Raw genomic sequence first — 16,846 nt, forward strand, 5'->3', positions numbered from 1 at the left:
CGGCGCCTCCTATCGGCGGATGCGGGTCATCTTCGGGTCGAAGAGCGGCTCTTCGGCGACCGTCGCCGGTACCTTCTCGCCGAAGTACTCGATGTGCACGGCGGTGCCGGTGGCCAGGGTGGGCAGCCAGGCGTATGCGACGCAGCGGCCCAGGGTGTAGCCGTACGACGCGCTGGTCACGTAACCCGCCGGGGTGCCGTCGACGTACACCGGCTCCTTGCCCAGGACCACGGAGGCGGGGTCGTCGAGGAGGAGTGGCGTGAGGCGGCGCGTCGGGTCACCGGCGCGCTCCAGCGCGGCCTTCCCGACGAATTCCTCCTTGTCCATGCGCACCGCGAAGCCGACGCCCGCCTCGAACGGGTTGTGCTCGTCGGTCATGTCGACGCCCCACGCGCGGTAACCCTTCTCCAGCCGCAGGGAGTTGAAGGCCGAGCGCCCGGCGGCGATCACACCGAGGTCCCGGCCGGCCTCCCAGAGCGTGTCCCAGAGACGGAGGCCCAGGTCGGCGGTGGTGTAGAGCTCCCAGCCCAGTTCACCGACGTACGACAGGCGCATGGCCGTCACCGGGACGTGGCCGAGGTATGTCTCCTTCGCGCGGAAGTAGCCGAACGCCTCGTGGGAGAAGTCGTCGCGGGTCAGCGGCTGGACGAGATCACGGGCGAGGGGGCCCCAGACGCCGATGCAGCAGGTGCCGGACGTGATGTCCCTGATGTGGACGTCGGCCGGGGCGTGGCGGACGAGCCAGTCGAGGTCGGCGGGGGAGTTCGCGCCGACCTGGAAGCGGTCGGGGGCCAGCCGGGCGACGGTGAGGTCGGAACGGATGCCGCCGCTCTCGTCGAGGAGGAGGGTGTAGGTGACCGCGCCCGGCTTCTTGCGGAGGTTGTTGCTGGTCATGCGGTCGAGGAAGCCGAGAGCGCCGGGGCCGGTGACTTCGAGGCGGCGCAGCGGGGTCATGTCGTAGAGGGCGACCTTCTCGCGGGTCGCCTTCGCCTCGGCCGCGGCGATGGGCGACCAGTAGCGGGCCGACCAGGCGTCACGTCCGGGCAGCGGGCCGAGGGCGTCGACGAGGGGAGCGTTCGCCTCGTACCAGTGCGGGCGTTCCCAGCCGCCGCCTTCCAGGAAGTACGCCCCGAGTTGCTGCTGGCGGGCGTGGAACGGGCTCACCCGGAGCGGGCGTGGCCGCTCCATGGGCTGGAGCGGGTGCAGAACGTCGTACACCTCCACGAACTGCTGCGCACCGCGTTCACGGACATACGCCGGTGAACGCTGTGCCTCCTCGAAACGGGTGAGGTCGCACTCGTGCAGGTCCAGGGACGGACGTCCGTCGACCATCCACTCCGCGACGGCCCCGGCCACCCCGGCCGAGTGCGTGACCCAGACCGCCTCGGCCAGCCAGAACCCGCGCAGCTGCCGCGACTCGCCGAGCACCGGCATACCGTCCGGGGTGAAGGAGAAGACGCCGTTGAAGCCCGTCTCCACCTGCGACGCACGCAGCGCCGGCATCAGCCGGCGGCAGTCGTCCCAGCTCGGGGCCCAGTCCTCCGTGGTGAAGGGAAACGAGGAGGGCATGTCCATGTTCCGGGAGCGGGCCTCGTCGTACGGCAGGATCGCGAACGGGTCGACGGGCATGGGCCGATGGGCGTAGCTGCCGATGCCGATGCGGTCGGTGTGCTCGCGGAAGTAGAGGTCGCGGTCCTGGAAGCGGAGGATGGGCCGCGTGGCCTCCGCCTCGTGGCCCTGGAGTTCGGGCAGCGGCTCTGTCCTCGCGTACTGGTGGGCGAGCGGTTGCAGCGGTATGTCGATGCCCGCCATGCGGCCGATGACCGGGCCCCAGAAGCCGGCCGCGGAGACCACGTGGTCGGCGGGGAAGATGCCCTGGTCGGTGACCACGGCGGTAACTCGGCCGTCCTGCTTTTCCAGCCCGGTGACCGTGTGGCGCTCCAGGAAACGGGCGCCCCTGCTCGTGGCCCGCTCCATCTGGGCGCGGGCCGCGAGCAGCGCGCGGGCCAGGCCGTCGTCGGGAGTGTGGAAGCCGCCGAGGACGACCGACTCGTCGATGAGAGGCCAGAGTTCCTTGCAGCGCGCGGCGCTCACGACCTCGCCGCGGATGCCCCAGGCGGCGGCGTAGCCCGCCCTGCGGTGCAGGTCGGCGAGGCGCTCCGCAGTGGTGGCCAGCTCCAGGCCGCCGACCTGGTTGAAGCAGGGGACGCCGTCGACGCGAAGGGCGCTGAACTTCTCGACCGTGTACTTGGCGAACTCGGCGAGCGTCTTGGACGGGCTCGTCTGGAACACGAGGCCGGGTGCGTGCGAGGTGGAGCCGCCGGGGGCGGGCAGGGGGCCCTGTTCGAGGACGGTGACGTCGGTCCAGCCGCGCGCGGTCAGCTCGTCGGCGAGTGAGCAGCCGACGATGCCGGCGCCGATGACGACGACGCGGGGACCGCTCGGGCGGGTTTCGGGCGTGCTGGACATGCCCCTCCTTGCGGTGGCGGGGATGGCAGGGATCAGGGAAGTCGCTCAGGGGTGGGCTCGTTGGACCGCTCGGCGGCGATGGTCGTGTCCTGGCCGGGGCGGATGACCGTGGGCCGGGCGGCGTGGAAGAGGGGGCGCTGTGGAAGGGGGCGTCGCTACGGAAGAGGGCGTACGGCGTCCTGTGCGCTCACAGAACCACCACCGAGCGCAGCACCTCACCCCGGTGCATCTTGGCGAACGCCTTCTCGACCTGGTGGAGAGTGATCGTCTCGCTCACGAACGCGTTCAGATCCAGCAGCCCGTACAGGTACTGGTCGATGAGGAACGGGAAGTCGCGGCTCGGCAGGCAGTCGCCGTACCAGGACGACTTGATCGCGCCGCCGCGCGAGAACACGTCGATCAGCGGGAGCTCGACCTTCATCTCGGGGGAGGGAACGCCGACCTGGACCAGCAGGCCCGCGTGGTCGCGCATGTAGAAGGCCTGCTTGAAGGTCTCCGGGCGGCCTACGGCGTCGATGGCGATGTCGACGCCGAAGCCGTCGGTGAGCGCGCGCACCGCCTCGACGGGGTCCGTACCACGGGAGTTGACGGTGTGCGTGGCGCCGAACCTCTCCGCCTGGTCGAGCTTCCTGTCGTCGATGTCGACGGCGATGACCTTCATGGCGCCGTTCAGGCACGCGCCCGCGATGGCCGCGTTGCCGACGCCGCCGCAGCCGATGACGGCGACCGAGTCGCCGCGGCCGACGGCGCCGGTGTTGACGGCGGCGCCGTACCCGGCCATCACCCCGCAGCCGATGAGGCCCGCCGCCTCGGGCCGGGCGGCCGGGTCGATCTTCACCGCCTGCCCCGCCGCGACCAGCGTCTTCTCGGCGAAGGCACCGATGCCGAGGGCGTTGGTGAGCGGCGTACCGTCCAGCAGGGTCATCGGCTGGGTGGCGTTGCGGGAGTCGAAGCAGTACCAGGGGCGGCCACGGCGACAGGAACGACAGCTGCCGCACGGGGCGCGCCACGCGAGGACGACATAGTCGCCGGGTTTGACGTCGGTGACGCCGGCGCCGACCGCCTCGATCGTGCCGGCCGCCTCATGACCCAGCAGGAAGGGGAAGTCGTCCGTGATCGCGCCGTCGCGATAGTGCAGATCCGTGTGGCAGACCCCGCAGGCCTGCACGTTCACGAGCACCTCACCCGGGCCCGGATCGGGAACGACGATCGTCTGCACCTCGACTGGTGCGCCCTGCTTCACAGCGACTACGGCACGGACCTCGTGTGGCACGACCAAGCTCCTCTGCTGTTGCGCAATGCGCGATGGGTTGCGCGGTGAGGAACATATTGAGAACGCCATCAAGCGGCCGTCAAGAGGTGCGAGTTAACCCTTGGCAAAAGGAGCGGGACCGTTCGAAACGCGCCGGACACACAGCAGCGCGGGACCAGGAAGTTCCCGGTCCCGCGCTGGTGTCGAACCGACGCGAGCGTCTGCCCGGCGCTCGCTCAGAAGCCGTATCCCATACGGCGGGACAGCTCCGCTCCCGCGGCGACCGTGCGCTTGGCCAGCTCCGGCAGGCGGTCGGCGTTGAGCCGGTACACCGGTCCCGAGACGCTGATCGCCCCGATCACCTTGCCGTCGTGAGCGCGGATGGGCGCCGCGGCGGCCGCCAGCCCCAGTTCCAGCTCCTCGATGGTGAACCCGTAGCCCTGCTCGACCACTGCCTCCAGCTCGCTGCGCAGCATGGACGCGCCGGTGATGGTGCGCTCGGTGAAGCGGGGGAGCGGGCGGGCCAGGATGCCCTCGCGCAGGGTCGGCGGCATGTGCGCGAGCAGGACCTTCCCGCTGGACGTGGCGTGCAGTGGGGTACGCCGGCCGAGCCAGTTCTGGGCCGTCACGGACGCGGTGCCGCGGGCCTGCATGATGTTGACTGCCGCGTCGTCGTCCAGCACCGCGATGTTGACCGTCTCGCCCAGCTCGTCCGCGAGCTCCCGGCAGACCGGGACGCCCTCCTGCGAGATGTCCAGCCGCACTGCCGCCGCCCCCGCAAGGCGCAGTACGCCGGCGCCCAGGTAGTACTTGCCGCGGTCCTTCGCCTGGGCCACCAGGCCGCGGTTCTCCAGCACGCCGAGCAGCCGGAAGGCGGTGGACTTGTGCACCTCCAGCTCGTCGGCGATCTCGGTCACGCCCGCCTCACCGTGCCGGGCCAGGATCTCCAGGACGCTCACGGCGCGGTCCACCGACTGGACGGCACTGGCCGCCCCTCTACCGATCTGCTTCTCGGTCGTCGTGGCCTTCTCCTCGCCGTGCTCGGAATGCTTCTGCGTGCGGGTCATGGCTCAACTCTCACCACCTGTCGGCCCCGGTTTGGGCCGCATCTGCGGGAAACCCTTGACGCGACGGAGGTCCCGCCCGGATTCTGTTGCGCATAGCGCTCGATCGTGCGCCATGCGAAACATCATGTTACCGAAGCGTCCGGTCCTCGGAAGGGGCCGAACAGCCCGGACCAACGAAGGAGCGGTCCCTGACCACCGGGATCCACGAAGGTCCGGAACTCCTCGACTGCCGGAGCAACGCCGGTCCGGCACTCGTCACCGCCTTGCTCGCCGGACCGACGACGGTCCGGCCTTCGAACGCTCCGATCCGCCTGGACCACACAGGTCCGGACCGAGTGTCCCGGACCGAGAGGGGGGCCCGTGATTCCCGTCTGCCGCCTCGAAGACCTCCCCGAGGGCGAGTCCGTCCGCATCGGGACGACACCACCCGTCGCCGTGTTCCATACCGACGACGGCCGGCTGTACGCCATCGACGACACCTGCACCCATCAGGACGCCTCCCTCTCCAAGGGCTGGCTGGAGGGCTGTCTGGTCGAATGCCCGCTGCACGCCGCCTCATTCGACCTCCGTACGGGCGAGCCGACCTGCCTCCCGGCCCGCCGCCCCGTCCGCACGCACCGCGTCACCGTCGACGACGGTGTCATCCACGTCCACCTTGCCGTGGAGGAGGGCAGCGCCGCGTGAACGGCGCCGCCGATGGCCCTACGACTGGGGGCCGCCGTACGAACGCCGCGGCCGGCGGCCTTGCGGCGGTCCTCGCGACCACGCCGTGGTGCCCTCTGCGTCCACCTGGCCGTGGAGTGGGGCAGCGCCGTGTGGACGCCGCAGCCGACGGCCTTGTGGCGGTCCTCGCGACCACGCCGTGGTGCCCTCTGCGTCCACCTGGCCGTGGAGTGGGGCAGCGCCGTGTGGACGCCGCAGCCGACGGCCTTGTGGCGGTCCTCGCGACCACGCGGACGGGACTCACCCCGCGGAGGGCACCCCTTCCGACGAGGACCGAGCAACTCCGTCGGCCGACCGCGCCACCGGCCACGCCGATCGCACCGACCCACACGATCGCGTGGACTCACCGGACTGCCGGCCCACCGACCGGTGGGGCCGAGCGGCTCAGGTCGGCAATCGCGCTCCGGCCCGCCAAGACGGCCGGGATCCGCTCGGCGGCTGTGGCTGTGGCTGCGGTGAGTCGGGCGGGGGTTGACCGCCTGGTGGCGGCCGCAGTGAGTCGGGCCGGGGTGAGTTGGCTGCAGGCAGCTGTGGTGAGTCGGGCCAGGGCGAGCTGTCGGCCCGCGGCTCCGATGAGCCGCGCCCGAGTGACCCGCTTGGCCGCGGATCCGGTGAGCCGCACCCAGGTGTCCTGTGTGGCTGCCGCTCCGCCGAGCCCGGCCTGGGCGACCTCCCGGGCTGCGGCCCCGGCCGACCTCTGTCCCTCCCGGCGCCCGGTCCCGGCGAGACCGCCGCGCGCCGCACCGCACACCCCGGTCCTCGCGGACTCGCCGGCCATAGCCCCGCACTTGCTCGCCCCCGTCTCTGCCGTGTCCGAGAGGAGCCGTATCGCATGAGGACCGTGACCGTCGTCGGAGCCTCCCTCTCCGGTCTGTACGCCGCCCGGGAGCTGCGGGCCCAGGGCTTCGACGGGCGACTGGTGATCATCGGCGACGAACCTCACCGCCCCTACGACCGACCTCCTCTCTCCAAGGACTTCCTCACCGGACGGTCCGGCGAGGACCGACTCGCTCTAACCGACGCCGAGGAGACCGCCGAACTGGATGCCGAGTGGTTCCTCGGCGCCCGCGCCCGCGCCCGCGGCCTCGACCCGCGCAGCCGCACCGTCCTCCTCGACAACGGCCGCACCGTCTCCACCGACGGCGTCGTCATCGCCACCGGCGCCTCGGCCCGCCGCCTCCCTGCTGACGGCCTCGCCGGCGTCCACACCCTCCGCACCCTCGACGACGCCCGCGCCCTGCGCGCGGAACTCACCCGAGGCCCGCTCCAAGTCGTCGTCATCGGCGGCGGTTTCATAGGTGCCGAAACCGCGTCCTCCTGCGCCGCCCTCGGCCACACCGTCACCGTCGTCGAGGCCGCCCCGCTCCCGCTCGTGCCCCAACTGGGCGCCGAAATGGCCGCCGTGTGCGCCGCTCTGCACCGCCGTGGCGGGGTGGAACTGGTCACCGGCACTTCGGTCGCCGGACTGCGCGGCACGATCGGCGTCACCGGTGTGGAACTCGCCGACGGCCGCACCCTCCCCGCCGACGTTGTGATCGTCGGCATCGGCGCCACCCCCAACACCGCCTGGCTGGCGGACTCGACGCTCACCCTGCAGGACGGTGTCCTGTGCGACGACGGCTGCGTCACGGCGTTGCCCCAGGTTGTCGCCGTGGGGGACGTCGCCCGCGTCGGCGGCTCCCGCGCCGAGCACTGGACCTCTGCGACGGAACAGCCCCGGGTCGCTGTGGCCAACCTGCTCGCCGGTCGCAGCGCCGAGACCGCCCGATCCCTGCCCTACTTCTGGTCGGACCAGTACGGAGCGCGCATCCAGTTCGCGGGCCGACGCAAGGACGGGGACACGGTCCGCATCACCGAGGGCGAACTTGCCGACGGCGCACCGGTCGAGGACGGGTTCCTTGCCCTGTACGAACGTGACGGCAGGACGACCGCCGTCCTCTCCGTGGACCGCCCACGCGCGTTCATGCGAGCGCGGCGCGAACTGGTCCGCAGGACGAACCAGACCCGGCCGGCCGTGGTCTGACTCCGGCCGGGGCGGGCCGTTCGGGGTGGTCTGGGGCCCGCCGATGCGGGACCGGGCAACGGACCCGGCGCCCCGGCCCGGCCAGGCACCGGCACTCGGCCCAGCTCCCGGCACCTGCTCCGGCCTTGGCCCGACCCGAGCTTGGCTCGGCAAGACCGCTCGGGGCCGTTCCTCAGCCTCCGGCGCTGGGTCGTTCGACCGCGCTCAGGAGTGCGACAGCTGGCCGGTCCCGCCGCCCCGTCGGCGTATTCGCTCCTGAGCGCGCTCGGTCTGCCCTGTCTGCCGTCGTGCCCGACGCCGCTCGCGTCGCAGGGCGCGCGCCGTGCTGCTCGGCGTCGAGATCACGCCATTGCGCTGTTTCCACACCTGGCGGGTCACCCAGACGTCGAGAGCGCCCCAGGTGGCCACCACCGTGCTGACCACACTGCTGATCACCATCGGGAATGCCAGCCACGACCCCGCCAGGGTGCACAGGAAGGCCACCATCGCCTGTATCAGCGTCACCGCGATGATCAGTACCGCCCGCACCGACGCCGTCCGTACCGGATCCGGCATCCGGCGCTGCCGGGCGGGCTCCTCGACCCACAACGGCCGGTATGCCGACCATTCCTGGGCAGCCCCGCCGCGGGCGGTCTCGGCCACGCTCCTGGCCGTCGCCGCCTTGCCGCCGGAGCTGGCCGAAACGTCGTGCTGCTCCGTTGTCACCGCACTCGCGTCCACCGCAGCATCGCGACCGCCCGTCGCCAGACGTCCGCCCGCCGGAATGTCGCGATCCAGCGCATCGGGGCCGCGCCGCGCCGTCACATGCGCCGCCGCCCCGTCCTCGGGCGCCTCGCGCCGCTCCGCCGTGCCCATCACCGTGTCACTCCCCACCGCCAGCAGACCGTGTGCCCGTGTCCGAAGACTCGGCTCCCCAGTGGTTGCCCGGCTTGCGCTGTTTTACGCCGCCCGGGGACTGGATGCGGCTCCTGTGGCCCATTCCGCCCCCATTTCCCATAGAGAAGGACGAACGGCGCGTCCCGAAGATTCCCGAGGAAGATAAATTTCTGGCCAACTGGCCTGGGAGACTGGCCGGATCCGTCCTCGGTGGCGCCGCGGGATCGCGGGAGGCAATCTCCCGCAATGGCCGGACAACTCCCCATGTCTCGTCGCCGGTGCGGAAGTTCAGGTTCCGGATGGCTCTTCGAGTTACTTGTGCGTCGGTAGTAGGCTCGCGCCAATTGTTGACGCACATGTGTGCCCCCTGAGCAATGGGGGTTTGAGCTGGGGGAGGCCATGCGCTTTCGCGGGAAGTCCGTCCGCCGGAAGATGGTGGCGCTGCTTCTCGTGCCGCTGGTGTCCCTGACCGCGATCTGGGGCTTCGCCACGGTACTCACGGGGCGAGGTGTGGCCCAGCTGTTCACGGTGTCGTCCCTCGTCGAGAAGATCGGCTACTCCACCGAGGACGCCGTCCGCGTCCTGCAGCAGGAACGTCGCCAGGCCCTCGTCTATCTCGCCGACCGGCGGGCCTCGGACGCGCTGTCCGCACTGAGGGAGACCCGGAGCGCCACCGACGCCGCCGTCGCCGAGATCCGCAAGAACGCCAAGGACCCTGACGTCCGCGACGGCATGGACGAGGGCGACGCAGAGCGCCTCACCGCCGTCCTGGACGCCTTCGACGGCATCAACTCCCTGCGCCGCAGCGTCGAGGACGGAACGGTGACCCGCTCCCAGGCCCTCGGCCTGTACAACCGGCTCGTCGACCCCTGTTACGCCCTGCTGGGTTCCCTCGACGGAATCGACAGCGTGGCGATGGACAAACAGGCCCGCGCCCTTCTCAACGTGACCCGCGCCCGCGAACTGCTCTCCCGCGAGGACGCGTTGCTGAGTTCCGCCCTGGTGGTCGGAAAGCTGTCCCGCGAAGAGATACGCCAGGTCTCCGACCTCGTCGCCCAGCGCAGCCTCATGTACGACATCAGCCTGACGGACCTGCCGTCGTCCGAGCGCGAACGCTACAAGCGCTTCTGGGACAACGCCTCCACTGCTCCACTGCGCGTCGCCGAACAGGCCGTCATCCTGTCCCAGGCAGGTAGGCCCAGCAAGGTCGACGCCAAGAGCTGGGACACCGCCGCCGGCAGCGTCCTCGACGAGCTCAGCAAGCTCAACGACGAGGCGGGCGCCCGCTATCAGGACCGCGTCAGCCCGGTGGCGATGGGCGTCATCCTGAAGGCGGCCGTCGCCGGTGTCCTCGGGCTGCTCGCCCTGCTGTTCTCTCTCTTCCTGTCCGTGCGCATCGGGCGCGGCCTCATCCGCGACCTGCGGCAGCTGCGACTGGAGGCCCACGAGGCGTCCGGCGTACGCCTGCCCAGTGTGATGCGCCGTCTCTCCTCCGGTGAACAGGTCGACGTGGAGACCGAGGTCCCACACCTGGAATACGACAAGAACGAGATCGGCGAGGTCGGCCAGGCCCTCAACACCCTGCAGCGCGCCGCCGTCGAGGCCGCCGTCAAGCAGGCCGAACTGCGCGCCGGTGTCGCCGAGGTCTTCGTCAACCTCGCCCGCCGCAGCCAGGTCCTCCTCCACAAGCAGCTCACCCTCCTCGACACCATGGAACGCCGGACCGAGGACACCGACGAACTCGCCGACCTGTTCCGCCTCGACCACCTGACCACCCGTATGCGCCGGCACGCCGAAGGCCTGGTGATCCTCTCCGGCGCCGCCCCGTCCCGGCAGTGGCGCAAGCCCGTCCAGCTCATGGATGTCGTACGCGCCGCGGTCGCCGAGGTCGAGGACTACGAGCGCATCGAGGTCCGACGTCTGCCTCGCGTCGCCGTGACCGGACCGGCCGTCGCGGACCTCACGCACCTCGTGGCCGAACTCCTGGAGAACGCCACGGTGTTCTCCCCGCCGCACACCGCAGTGCAGGTCCTGGGCGAGCGGGTCGCCAACGGCTTCACCCTTGAGATCCACGACCGCGGCCTGGGCATGGCGGCCGACGCCCTGCTGGACGCCAACCTCCGGCTCGCCGAGACGCCCGAGTTCGAGCTGTCCGACACCGACCGGCTCGGCCTGTTCGTGGTCAGCCGGCTCGCCCAGCGGCAGAACGTCCGGGTCTCGCTGCAGCCGTCGCCGTACGGCGGCACCACCGCCGTGGTCTTCATCCCCGACGCGTTGCTCACCGACGACGTCCCCGACACCAACGGCATCGGGTTCCGTCTCGACCGGCCCACCCCCTCGAAGGAGGCCGAGCTGGAGGAGACGCGCCGCGCCGCCCTCGCCCACGTGCCGGCCCGTGTGCCCGGCCTGCCCGCCTCGCTCCTGGACGGGCCGGTGGAGCTGGAGGCCCCCGTCGACCTGGACGCGCTCAACGACTTCCCGGACGCACTCGACGACGAGGACAGCGAACGCGGCGGTCTCTTCCGCCCCCGCCGTGCTCTCGCCCATGTGGAGGACGAGGCGTCGGGCCCGCTCGGCGGACACCCGGTCTCCGGCATCCACGGCGCAACGGACCGCTCCGACACGGACGGCGATGTGAGCGCCCCCGTCCCGCTGCCCCGCCGCCGGACGCCCAAGCTGGTCAGTTCGCACGGACGCCCGGTCACCGAGCAGCGCTCCCGGCGAGGGGAGACGGACGCAGACCCTCCGACAGGCAGCCCGAGCCGCCCGGAGCCGAACGACCTCGCCCCGCTGCCGACCCGACGTCGCGGTACGGGACCCCTCGGAGAGGCCACCGGCGCGCAGGACCGGATCGGTGACCGTACCGACACGTGGCCCAGCGCGGGGCACGACCGAAGTGAGCCGTCGAAGCCCGCAGCCCTCCCGAAGCGCACGCGGCGTGCCGCGATCGAATCGAGTGGCCTGGACCACTCCGCTCCGAGCACGGCCGCCGCGCAGTGGGAGAGCGGCTCAGGCTCCGGTCCGCTGCCCCGGCGTGTACGACAGGCCAGCCTGGCTCCGCAGCTCAAACAGGGCCCCGCTCGGCGAGCCGAGGAGAACACGGAACTCGTCGAGCGGGACGCGGACGAGGTACGCAGCCGAATGGCATCGCTCCAGCGTGGCTGGCAGCGCGGCCGCCAGGAGAACGCCGCGGGCGACGACGCCCACAGCGGCACAGCACAAGGAACGACAAAGGGGGACGGTCGATGACCGCACCGAAGGCGACCGGCCACACCGCGACCAACCAGTCCGGCGAGCTCAACTGGCTCCTCGACGACCTGGTGGACCGCGTCGCCAGCATCCGTAAGGCCCTCGTGCTCTCCGGCGACGGCCTGCCGACGGGGGTGTCCAAGGATCTGACCCGCGAGGACAGCGAGCACCTGGCCGCCGTCGCGTCCGGATTCCACAGCCTCGCCAAGGGCGTGGGCCGCCACTTCGAGGCGGGCAATGTCCGGCAGACGGTCGTCGAGCTCGATGACGCCTTCCTGTTCGTGACGGCCGCGGGCGACGGCAGCTGCCTCGCCGTGCTCTCGGACGCCGACTCGGACGTCGGCCTGGTCGCCTACGAGATGACGCTCCTCGTCAAGCGGGTCGGAGTGCATCTGGGTACCGCTCCGCGCACCGATCTGCCCGCGGGCGGGTAGTGGGATGGCATGAGCGCTGACGGTCAGGGAAGAAGCCACTGGTTCGACGACGAGGCCGGGCCGGTCGTCCGTCCGTACGCCATGACGCGCGGCCGCACCACCAGTGCGGCCCAGCACCGCCTCGACCTGATCGCGGTCGTCGTCGTGGAACCGCACGCGGACGACCCGGAAGCGGACTCGATGCTGTCCCCGGAGCACGTGGACATCGTCGAACTGTGCCGTGATGCCCCGCAGTCCGTTGCCGAACTCTCCGCCGAGATCGACCTGCCCATCGGAGTCGTACGCGTCCTCGTCGGGGATCTCGTGGACGCGGAATTCGTCCATGTGAACCGGCCCGTACCGCCTGCCGAGCTGGTGGACGAGAGTATTCTGCGCGACGTGATCAACGGCCTGCGGGCGCTGTGAGCGGCGTGGAAGCGGGGTAGGGACGTGACAGGCTGGCAGTTCTGGGTCGACCGTGGCGGCACCTTCACGGACATCGTCGCGCGCCGCCCGGACGGCCGTCTGCTGACCCACAAACTCCTGTCGGAGAACCCGGCGCGATACTCCGACGCGGCCGTCGCGGGCGTACGCGAACTGCTGGACGGCTCCCAGGACCACCCCATCGAGTCCGTCCGGATGGGCACGACGGTCGCCACGAACGCCCTTCTCGAGCGCAAGGGCGAGCGGACCCTGCTGGTCATCACCCGTGGCTTTCGCGACGCCCTGCGCATCGCCTACCAGAACCGGCCCCGCATCTTCGCCCGCCGCATCGAACTTCCGGAGCTGCTCTACGAAAGGGTCGTCGAGGTCGACGAGCGCATCGCCGCCGACGGCGCCGTCCTGCACACTCCCGACCTGGACGCCCTCGTCGGCCCTCTCCGGGAGGCGTACGACGACGGCATCCGTGCCGTCGCCGTGGTCTGCATGCACAGCCACCTCCACCCCGCCCACGAACAGGCCGTCGGCGAGCTCGCCGCCCACATCGGCTTCCCGCAGATCTCGCTGTCCAGCGAGGTCAGCCCTCTGATGAAGCTCGTCCCGCGCGGGGACACCGCCGTCGTGGACGCCTACCTCTCGCCCGTGCTGCGTCGCTACGTCCAGCACGTCGCCGACGAGCTCGAAGACGTGCGGCTGATGTTCATGCAGTCCAACGGCGGTCTCGCCGAAGCCGGGCAGTTCCGCGGCAAGGACGCCATTCTCTCCGGTCCCGCCGGAGGCATCGTCGGCATGGCACGCATGTCGCAGCTCGCCGGCTTCGACCGCGTCATCGGCTTCGACATGGGCGGCACCTCCACCGATGTCTCGCACTTCGCCGGCGAGTACGAACGGGTCTTCACCACACAGATCTCCGGCGTCCGCCTGCGCGCCCCCATGCTGGACATCCACACCGTCGCGGCAGGCGGCGGCTCGGTCCTCCACTTCGACGGGTCCCGCTACCGCGTAGGGCCGGACTCGGCGGGCGCGGACCCGGGGCCCGCCTGCTACCGGGGCGGCGGCCCGCTCGCAGTCACCGACGCCAACGTCATGCTCGGCCGCATCCAACCCGCCCACTTTCCCAAGGTGTTCGGCCCCGAGGGCGACCAGCCCCTCGACGACGCCCTCGTCCGGGAGCGCTTCACCGCCCTCGCGCGCGACATCCGCGAGCAGACCGGAGACGACCGCACCCCCGAGCAGGTCGCCGAGGGCTACCTGCAGATCGCGGTCGCCAACATCGCCAACGCCGTGAAGCGGATCTCCGTCCAGAAGGGCCACGACGTCACCCGCTACGCCCTCACCACCTTCGGCGGTGCGGGTGGCCAGCACGCGTGCATGGTCGCCGACTCCCTCGGTATCCGCACCGTCCTCGTGCCGCCCATGGCCGGCGTCCTCTCCGCACTCGGCATCGGCCTCGCCGACACCACGGCCATGCGTGAACAGTCCGCCGAGGCGCCCCTGGAGGCCACCTCCATGCCCGGCGTCCTGAAGACCGCGGGCGACCTCGAATCCGCTGCCCGCACCGAACTCCTCGACGAGGACGTCCCAGAGGACGGCATCAAGGTCACCCGACGAGCTCAACTCCGCTACGACGGCACCGACACCACCCTCACAGTCGAACTCACCGACCCCAACACCATGCGGCGCGCCTTCGAAGACCGTCATCGCGCCACGTACTCCTTCACCCTCGACCGCCCGATCGTCGTCGAAGCCCTCTCCGTCGAAGCCACCGGCATCACCGAACCCCCCGATCTCTCCGCTCTCGCCCCCTACGAAGCCGCCCCTGAAGGCAGCCCGGCCACCCCGCGGACCGTCCGCCTCCACACGGGCGGCACATGGCGCGACGTACCCCTCCATCGCCGCGAGGACCTGCCTCCCGGCCAGACCGTCACCGGCCCGGCGATCATCACCGAGGCCAGTGCGACGACCGTCGTCGACGACGGCTGGCAAGCCGCGACGACCGACGACGGGCATCTGGTCATGGAACGCGCGGCGATTACGCAGAGTTCCGATCTCGACACGAAAGCCGACCCGGTTCTTCTCGAGGTCTTCAACAACCTCTTCATGTCCATCGCCGAACAGATGGGCGCCCGCCTCGAATCCACGGCCCAGTCCGTCAACATCAAGGAACGCCTGGACTTCTCCTGCGCCCTCTTCGACCCGGACGGAAACCTGGTGGCCAACGCCCCGCACATCCCCGTCCACCTGGGCTCGATGGGCACCAGCGTCAAGGAGGTCATCCGGCGCCGCGGCTCCCGGATGCGCCCCGGCGACACCTACGCCGTCAACGACCCGTACCACGGCGGCACTCACCTGCCCGACGTCACCGTGATCACCCCGGTCTTCGACACGGGGAGCACGGCGAACACGGAGGGTGAGCCGGAAATCCTCTTCTACGTCGCCTCCCGTGGCCATCACGCCGAGATCGGCGGCATTGCCCCCGGCTCCATGCCCGCCGACAGCAGCACCATCGAGGAGGAGGGAATCCTCTTCGACAACTGGCTGCTCGCCGAGAACGGCCGCTTCTGCGAGGAGGAGACCCTCCGCCTGCTCACCGAGGCGCCCTACCCCTCCCGCAACCCCAAGACCAACCTCGCCGACCTGCGCGCCCAGATCGCGGCCAACCAGAAGGGCGTCGACGAAGTCGCCCGCATGATCGAGAACTTCGGCCTCGACGTCGTTCAGGCGTACATGAGGCATGTCCAGGACAACGCGGAGGAAGCAGTACGCGGCGTCATCGACGCCCTGGACGACGGCGAGTACGCCTACGAGACCGACTCCGGCGCCGTCATCCGAGTACGCGTGCGCGTGGACCGCGAGAACCGCTCCGCCAACGTCGACTTCACCGGCACCTCCCCGCAGTTGGCCACGAACTTCAACGCCCCCTTCTCGGTCGTCAACGCGGCGGTCCTGTACGTCTTTCGCACTCTGGTCGCCGACGACATCCCGCTCAACGACGGCTGCTTGCGCCCCCTCGAGATCGTCGTGCCGCCCGGTTCCATGCTCGCGCCCGAACCCCCGGCAGCGGTTGTGGCAGGCAATGTGGAGACCTCCCAGGCGATCACAGGCGCGCTCTACGCCGCACTGGGCGTCCAGGCCGAGGGCTCCGGCACCATGAACAACGTCACCTTCGGCAACGAACGCCACCAGTACTACGAGACCGTGGCGTCCGGATCCGGCGCGGGCGACGGGTTCCCCGGGGCGCCCGTAGTGCAGACCCACATGACCAACTCGCGGCTCACCGATCCCGAAGTGCTGGAGTGGCGGCTGCCCGTACAGCTCGACGAGTTCGCCGTGCGGCGCGGCAGCGGCGGCGCCGGGCAGTGGCACGGCGGCGACGGCGCTGTGCGCCGCATCCGGTTCCACGAGCCCATGACCGTCTCCACGCTCTCCCAGCACCGCAGGGTCCCGCCGTACGGCATGGCGGGCGGCGAACCCGGTGCGCTGGGAGCCAACCGCGTCGAACGCGCGGACGGCACGGTCACTGCACTCGCCGGAAGCGACTCGGCCGACGTCGGCCCCGGCGACGTACTCGTCATCGAAACCCCCGGCGGCGGAGGCTACGGCCCACCGTCGCGCGACCCCCATCAAGCAGGAGAAGAGATCGATGATCTTCGGGCGTTCTGAGCGCGGGAAGCCTCCGGTCGAGCCCGTCACGCTCAAGATCCTGGTGGCCGGCGGCTTCGGCGTGGGCAAGACCACCCTCGTCGGCGCGGTCAGCGAGATCAGGCCGCTGCGTACCGAGGAACTGCTCACCGAGGCCGGGCGCCCGGTCGACGACACGAGCGGTGTCGAGGGCAAGCGCACCACCACCGTGGCCATGGACTTCGGCCGCATCACGCTGCGCGAGGACCTGGTGCTGTACCTCTTCGGCACGCCTGGCCAGGAGCGGTTCTGGTTCATGTGGGACGAGCTCTCGGAGGGAGCGCTCGGCGCCGTCGTCCTCGCCGACACCCGCCGCCTCGAGGACTGCTTCGCGGCCGTGGACTACTTCGAACGGCGTTCCATACCCTTCCTCGTCGGCGTCAACTGCTTCGAGGGAGCCGCCCGTTACCCGGCGGCGGACATCCGCCAGGCCCTCGACCTCGACGACGGCGTACCGCTGCTGCTGTGCGACGCCCGCGACCGGGAGTCCGTCAAGGAGACCCTCATCGGCGTCGTCCAGCACGCGATGGCCTACCAGGCGGACCGCCGTCAGACCGTGACTACCTGAAGCCCGGCGGAGGGTGCGGCCCGTACCCCCGCCGACCGGGGTACGAGCCGCGGCTCATGGGCACGCGCGCGTGGCTCGAGCCAA

Annotated in this window: 11 protein-coding genes; 7 read left to right on the forward strand and 4 right to left on the reverse strand. The window is 70.9% G+C overall.

Annotated features, from left to right (window positions below):
* Positions 1-9 precede the first annotated feature (9 nt).
* From QQM39_RS38290 to QQM39_RS38300, 3 genes are all read right to left on the reverse strand, one after another.
* On the reverse strand, positions 10-2,469 hold the full coding sequence (locus QQM39_RS38290; RefSeq protein ID WP_302002210.1) for an FAD-dependent oxidoreductase: 2,460 nt from the start codon (positions 2,467-2,469) through the stop codon (positions 10-12).
* Between the two features lie 187 nt (positions 2,470-2,656).
* Entirely contained in the window at positions 2,657-3,742 is a 1,086-nt protein-coding gene (locus QQM39_RS38295) for an S-(hydroxymethyl)mycothiol dehydrogenase (RefSeq protein WP_302002211.1), read from the reverse strand.
* A 215-nt stretch (positions 3,743-3,957) separates the two neighbouring features.
* Positions 3,958-4,788, reverse strand: coding sequence for an IclR family transcriptional regulator (locus QQM39_RS38300; protein WP_302002212.1), 831 nt, complete (start codon positions 4,786-4,788; stop codon positions 3,958-3,960).
* 360 nt (positions 4,789-5,148) lie between these two features.
* Here QQM39_RS38300 and QQM39_RS38305 point away from each other — a divergent pair, with 360 nt between their 5' ends.
* Together QQM39_RS38305 and QQM39_RS38310 are read left to right on the forward strand one after the other, a co-directional pair.
* A complete protein-coding gene (locus QQM39_RS38305) occupies positions 5,149-5,472 on the forward strand; it encodes a bifunctional 3-phenylpropionate/cinnamic acid dioxygenase ferredoxin subunit (RefSeq protein ID WP_302002213.1) in 324 nt (107 codons plus the stop codon).
* An 871-nt stretch (positions 5,473-6,343) separates the two neighbouring features.
* The gene (locus QQM39_RS38310) at positions 6,344-7,534 is read left to right on the forward strand and encodes an NAD(P)/FAD-dependent oxidoreductase (RefSeq protein WP_302002214.1); all 1,191 of its coding nucleotides are present in this window, start codon (positions 6,344-6,346) and stop codon (positions 7,532-7,534) included.
* Positions 7,535-7,738: 204 nt separating this feature from the next.
* Here QQM39_RS38310 and QQM39_RS38315 read toward each other — a convergent pair whose 3' ends face one another.
* Entirely contained in the window at positions 7,739-8,389 is a 651-nt protein-coding gene (locus QQM39_RS38315) for a hypothetical protein (RefSeq protein ID WP_302002215.1), read from the reverse strand.
* 420 nt (positions 8,390-8,809) lie between these two features.
* Between QQM39_RS38315 and QQM39_RS38320 the strand changes: the two genes are divergently transcribed.
* Genes QQM39_RS38320 through QQM39_RS38340 form a run of 5 tightly spaced genes read left to right on the forward strand, consistent with a single transcriptional unit; the run spans position 8,810 to position 16,762 of the window.
* Positions 8,810-11,659 (forward strand): nitrate- and nitrite sensing domain-containing protein, encoded by a 2,850-nt coding sequence (locus tag QQM39_RS38320; protein WP_302002216.1) that lies wholly within the window; start codon positions 8,810-8,812, stop codon positions 11,657-11,659.
* On the forward strand, positions 11,656-12,093 hold the full coding sequence (locus QQM39_RS38325; RefSeq protein WP_062704455.1) for a roadblock/LC7 domain-containing protein: 438 nt from the start codon (positions 11,656-11,658) through the stop codon (positions 12,091-12,093). Before QQM39_RS38320 ends, QQM39_RS38325 begins: the two co-directional genes overlap by 4 nt.
* Before the next feature lie 9 nt (positions 12,094-12,102).
* A complete protein-coding gene (locus QQM39_RS38330; protein WP_302002217.1) occupies positions 12,103-12,498 on the forward strand; it encodes a DUF742 domain-containing protein in 396 nt (131 codons plus the stop codon).
* 24 nt (positions 12,499-12,522) lie between these two features.
* Complete coding sequence (locus tag QQM39_RS38335; protein ID WP_302002218.1) at positions 12,523-16,176, forward strand: hydantoinase B/oxoprolinase family protein; 3,654 nt, start codon at positions 12,523-12,525, stop codon at positions 16,174-16,176.
* Positions 16,157-16,762, forward strand: a complete 606-nt coding sequence (locus tag QQM39_RS38340; RefSeq protein WP_302002219.1) for an ATP/GTP-binding protein — start codon at positions 16,157-16,159, stop codon at positions 16,760-16,762. The genes QQM39_RS38335 and QQM39_RS38340 overlap by 20 nt, the downstream gene beginning before the upstream one ends.
* Positions 16,763-16,846 lie beyond the last annotated feature (84 nt).

The sequence above is a fragment of the Streptomyces sp. DT2A-34 genome (genome assembly GCF_030499515.1).
Taxonomy (GTDB): domain Bacteria; phylum Actinomycetota; class Actinomycetes; order Streptomycetales; family Streptomycetaceae; genus Streptomyces.

Coding starts and splice junctions, on each gene's coding strand:
- QQM39_RS38340 (WP_302002219.1), top strand. CDS start 16,157: ATGATCTTCGGGCGTTCTGAGCGCGGGAAGCCTCCGGTCGAGCCCGTC.
- QQM39_RS38315 (WP_302002215.1), bottom strand. CDS start 8,389: ATGGGCACGGCGGAGCGGCGCGAGGCGCCCGAGGACGGGGCGGCGGCG.
- QQM39_RS38330 (WP_302002217.1), top strand. CDS start 12,103: ATGAGCGCTGACGGTCAGGGAAGAAGCCACTGGTTCGACGACGAGGCC.
- QQM39_RS38320 (WP_302002216.1), top strand. CDS start 8,810: ATGCGCTTTCGCGGGAAGTCCGTCCGCCGGAAGATGGTGGCGCTGCTT.
- QQM39_RS38325 (WP_062704455.1), top strand. CDS start 11,656: ATGACCGCACCGAAGGCGACCGGCCACACCGCGACCAACCAGTCCGGC.
- QQM39_RS38300 (WP_302002212.1), bottom strand. CDS start 4,788: ATGACCCGCACGCAGAAGCATTCCGAGCACGGCGAGGAGAAGGCCACG.
- QQM39_RS38310 (WP_302002214.1), top strand. CDS start 6,344: ATGAGGACCGTGACCGTCGTCGGAGCCTCCCTCTCCGGTCTGTACGCC.
- QQM39_RS38290 (WP_302002210.1), bottom strand. CDS start 2,469: ATGTCCAGCACGCCCGAAACCCGCCCGAGCGGTCCCCGCGTCGTCGTC.